The sequence below is a fragment of the Leisingera sp. ANG-M1 genome, from assembly GCF_000813745.1.
Taxonomy (GTDB): Bacteria; Pseudomonadota; Alphaproteobacteria; order Rhodobacterales; family Rhodobacteraceae; genus Leisingera.
Map to the genome: position 1 here is coordinate 766 of NZ_JWLC01000052.1, position 385 is coordinate 1,150.

Annotated in this window: 1 protein-coding gene; it reads left to right on the plus strand. The window is 61.8% G+C overall.

The features are described 5' to 3' along the window. On the plus strand, positions 1-342 hold a 342-nt coding region (locus tag RA19_RS25195), incomplete at its 5' end, for a GltB/FmdC/FwdC-like GXGXG domain-containing protein (RefSeq protein ID WP_039168603.1). Positions 343-385: the final 43 nt, after the last annotated feature.

Sequence of the window (385 nt, forward strand, 5' to 3'; positions counted from 1 at the left end):
ATGACCGGCGGCGTGGCGGTGATCCTCGGCTCGATCGGCGCCAACTTCGGCGCCGGCATGACCGGCGGCATGGCCTATCTCTATGATCCGGAGGGCAAGGCGGAGACCGTGATGAACATGGAATCGCTGGTCACCTGCCCGGTCACCGTGGCCTATTGGGAAGCGCAGCTGAAAGGCCTGATTGCCCGCCACCTGGATGAGACCGGCAGCCGCAAGGCAGCGGATATTCTGCAGAACTGGGACGCGGAAAAGGCAAACTTCCTGCAGGTCTGCCCGAAAGAGATGCTCGACAAGCTGGAGCATCCGGTGATGCAGGAGCAGGCAGCCGTTCCGGCCGAATAAGCCTGGTTTAGAGACTGACTTTAAGCCCCGCAGCTGCCAGTTG